This window comes from Streptomyces sp. NPDC026417 (assembly GCF_055567695.1).
Genome location: NZ_JBVHPY010000086.1, coordinates 1 through 4,505 on the forward strand (window position 1 = coordinate 1; position 4,505 = coordinate 4,505).

Consider the following 4,505-nt stretch of genomic DNA (forward strand, 5'->3'; position numbering starts at 1 on the left):
CGGTCGAGGTGGGGGTCGAGGGCGGCGCACACCTCGTCGAAGGCGTCTGCGAATTCCTGGTACTGGTCGTAGAGTTCGCGTCCCATGCCGGGGCGTTGGCTGCCCTGCCCCGAGTACACGAACGCCGTACCGCCGCCGCCGATGGTCGTGCTGTCGGGGACGATGAGTGCCGGATGCTCGTCGGCGGCGGCCAGGGCCGAGAGAGCGGCGAGCCGCTCGGACCGTGTCTCGGCCAGCACGACCGCCCGGTGTTCCAGTGCCGCCCGGCCTGTCACCAGCGCGTGGCCGACCTCACGTGCCGGAAGGCCGGGCGCGGCGTCCGAGAGGGCGTGCAGGCGCAGGGCCTGCTCCCGCAGGGCCTCGGGACTCCGGGCCGAGACCACCCAGGGCGTGAGCCCGGAGTCTTCCGGCGCCGCGGAGCCCTCGTCATGGGTGGTGGGTTGTTCGAGGATGACGTGGGCGTTGGTGCCGCTGATGCCGAAGGAGGAGACGGCGGCGCGGCGCGGCCGGTCCTCATCGGTGATGGGCCAGTCCTGGTCCTCGGTGAGGAGTCGGACGGCGCCGGTGCTCCAGTCGACGTGGGGGGTGGGCTCGTCGACGTGGAGGGTGCGAGGGAGGTGGCCGTGGTGCATGGCCTGGATCATTTTGATGATGCCGCCGACGCCGGCCGCGGCCTGGGCGTGGCCGATGTTGGACTTGAGGGAGCCGAGCCAGAGGGGCTGTTCCTGGGGGCGGTCCTGTCCGTAGGTGGCCAGGAGGGCCTGGGCCTCGATGGGGTCGCCGAGCGTGGTGCCGGTGCCGTGCGCCTCGACCGCGTCGACGTCCGCGGGGGAGAGGCCGGCCTGGGCGAGAGCCTGCCGGATGACACGCTCCTGCGAGGGGCCGTTGGGGGCGGTCAGTCCGTTGCTGGCACCGTCCTGGTTGACGGCCGAGCCCCGGACGACGGCCAGGACGCGGTGTCCGTTGCGGCGGGCGTCGGAGAGCCGCTCCACCAGCAGCAGACCCACACCCTCCGACCATCCCGTGCCGTCCGCGGCCGCCGCGAACGACTTGCAGCGGCCGTCCGCGGACAGGCCCCGCTGCCGGCTGAACTCCACGAATGTGTCCGGCCGTGACATCACGGTGACGCCGCCCGCGAGCGCCAGGTCGCACTCGCCCTGGCGCAGGGCCTGCGCGGCGAGGTGCAGTGCGACCAGGGACGAGGAGCAGGCCGTGTCGACGGTGACGGCCGGTCCCTCCAGGCCGAACGTGTAGGCGAGACGCCCGGAGACGACGCTCGACGTGTTGCCGGTGAGGAGGTAGCCCTCCAGCTCCTCCGGCGCTTTGGTGAGGCGCGAGCTGTAGTCGTTGTACATCACCCCGGCGAAGACACCGGTGCGGGAACCACGCACCGCGGTCGGATCGACCCCGGCCCGCTCGAACGTCTCCCACGCCGTTTCCAGGAGCAGCCGCTGCTGCGGGTCCGTAGCCACGGCCTCGCGCGGGCTGACACCGAAGAACTCGGCGTCGAACTCGTCCGCGTCGTAGAGGAATCCACCCTCGCGGGCGTACGAGGTGCCGAAGTGCTCCGGGTCTGGATGGAACAGCCCGTTGACGTCCCAGCCGCGGTTGACGGGGAACGGGCCGATCGCGTCCGCACCCGAGGCGACCAGCCGCCACAGTTCCTCCGGCGACGTGACACCGCCCGGATAGCGGCAGGCCATGCCGATGACGACGACAGGGTCGTCCTGGACCGGCGCCGGCACAGAGGATGCGGGGGTGCCCACCCGGCTCGGCGTGTCGGCGCCGGGCAGCAGGCCGAGCAGATGGCGGGCAAGGGCGTCCGGCGAGGGATGGTCGAAGACGACTGTGGCGGCCAGCCGCAGACCGGTCGAGGCGGCCAGCCGGTTGCGCAGATCCACCGCGGTGAGCGAATCGAAGCCCAGCTCCTTGAAGGCCCGGCCCGAGTCGACGGTCGCCGGGCCGACGTGGCCGAGCACGGTCGCCACCGCCGTCCGGACCAATTCCTGTACCGCACGGTCGCGTTCGGTCTCGGACAGTGCGGCCGTGCGGACCGCCCAGGTGCCGTCCCCGGGTGCGCCGGACGAACCGGCCGCCACCCGCCGGAGCGGCGTCCGCACCTCACCGCGCAGGACTACCGGCAGCGGCCCGGCCGCGGCGCGCGACCGCAGGGCCGCACGGTCGAGGCGTACGGGTACCAGGCACGGTCCCGGAGCCGACTCCAGGGCGCGGTCCAGCAGGGCGAGGCCGTCCTGCGCCGTCAGCGGCACCAGGCCCGAGCGCTCCCAGCGGTCCCGCTCCGCCGCATCGAGACCCTCCGCCATGCCCCCGGCGTCCGCCCACAGCCCCCAGGCCAGCGACGTGGCGGGCAGCCCCAGCGCGTGCCGGTGCGCGGCGAGCGCGTCCAACTGGGCGTTGGCGGCCGCGTAGTTGGCCTGCCCGGCATTCCCCGTCACGCCGGTGACCGACGAGAAAAGGACGAAGGTGTCGAGGTGGGGCGCGAGGTCGCGCGTGAGGTCGTGCAGGTGCTGCGCGGCGACCGCCTTGGGGAGGAGGACCGCGGCCAGGCGTTCCTCGGTGAGGGACGCGACCGTGCCGTCGTCCAGGACACCCGCCAAGTGGAAGACCGCCCCGAGGGGGTGGTCGTCGGGGACGGACGCCAGGACCTCGGCGAGGGCCGCGCGGTCCGCGACGTCGCAGGCCGCGAACGTGGCCTCGGCGCCCGACTCCGACAGTTCCCGCGCCAGCTCGGCGGCACCGGGTGCCTGCGGGCCGCCACGGCTGAGCAGCAGGAAGCGGCGCGCGCCGTGCCGGTCGGCGAGATGCCGCGCCAGACGCCGGCCGAGCCCACCGGTCGCCCCGGTGACCAGGACGGTCCGCCCGGAGAACCGGTCCCCCGTCTCGTCCGGGGCGGAGGCGGGTGCGGTCTCTGCGGGGACGAGCCGGGGCGCGTACCAGGTGTCACCTCGCAGTGCGATCTGGGGCTCCTGGTCGGTCAGTGACGCCGCGGACGCCAGCGCGAGCTCGTGTGCGGGCCGGTCCGTGTCGGCGAGGGCGAACCTGTCCGGATGTTCCGCCTGCGCCGAGCGGACCAGGCCCCACACGGCCGCCGCCCACGGGTCGTCGACCGTGTCACCGTCCACGGCCGCGACCGCGTCCCGGGTCAGAAGCAGCAGCCGGGAGTGCGCGTACTTCTCCTCGGCGAGCCAACCCCGCACCAGGCGCAACGCGAACGCCGCCGCGCCCGGTCCGGCCGGGACCGGTGCGGCGACCAGGGGCGGCACCGGCGCCGACAGCTCCGCGAGTCCGTCGGCGAGCCGCACCTCCTTCGCGTCGCCGTCCGGCGAGGGCGTGGACGCGGCCGGGGGTACGGGCACGGGCGTCCATGCGACCCGGTGCAGATCACGCACCCGTGCGACGCCCGAGAGCTGGTCGGCGCGCGCGGGCAGCAACGTCAGCGCGTCCACGCTCACGACCGGCAACCCCTCCGTGTCGAACGCGGCGAGCGAGCCGCCCGACCAGCGGACGCGCAAGGTGTCGGCCCCCGTCGCCGACAGCTCCACACCCGTCCACGCGAACGGCAGCGGCAGACCGTCGGCCTCCGAGTCCTCGGCTGCACGGGCGACCAGGGGGTGCAGGGCCGCGTCGAGCAGTGCCGGGTGCACCAGATAGCCGCCCGCTTCCCGGCTGTCGGGCAGCGCGAGCTCGGCGAGCAGTTCGTCCGCTCCGAGCCGCCAGGCGGCCCGGACACCACGGAACGCCGGGCCGTAGCCGTAACCCAGGGCGTCCAGCGATGCGTACAGGTCCTCTACGTCGACAGGCTCTGCGCCGGCCGGCGGCCACGAGGTCGGAGCTGCCGGCACAGGCGCCCCCGCCGGGCCGAGCGTGCCCGACGCGTGCCGCGTCCACGCGGCGCCCTCGGCGCGCGCATGGATGACGAGGGCCCGCCGGCCGTCCGACTCGCTGCCGGACACCGACACCTGGACCTGGACGGAACCCCGGTCCGGAAGCAACAGGGGTGCCTCCAGGCTCAGTTCCTCGACGCGGGGACTGCCCGACTGCTCCCCGGCCGCCAGCGCGAACTCCACGAACGCCGTGCCGGGTACGAGGACCGAGCCGAGGATCGTGTGGTCGCCCAGCCACGCCTGCGTACCGCGCGAAAGACGTCCGGTGAGCAACAGGCCGCCATCGTCGGCCCGTTCGGTCATCGCGCCCAGCAGTGGGTGACCGGACGGGTCGATTCCCAACCCGCGGGCGCCCGCGCTCGACGCGCCGGGAGCCAGCCAGAGGCGCTGGTGCCGGAACGCGTAGGTGGGCAGATCATCCGGCACTGCCGGCCCTGCGTCTGCACGCGGCAGGGCGAACGCGGAGGCCAGAGCGAGCGCCACTGTACGCACCTCGGAACGGTCCCGTCGGAGTAGGGGGATGGTTCCGGGTGTGTGGGGGGTGAGGGTGGCGTCGGGTCCGATTTCGAGGAGGGTGGTGGTGTGGTGGGTGGTGGTGAG

The 4,505-nt window shown here is 74.1% G+C and carries 1 pseudogene; it reads right to left on the reverse strand.

The features are described 5' to 3' along the window. Positions 1–4,388: pseudogene (locus ACZ4NT_RS38780) on the reverse strand (type I polyketide synthase); the annotation flags it as partial. Positions 4,389–4,505: the final 117 nt, after the last annotated feature.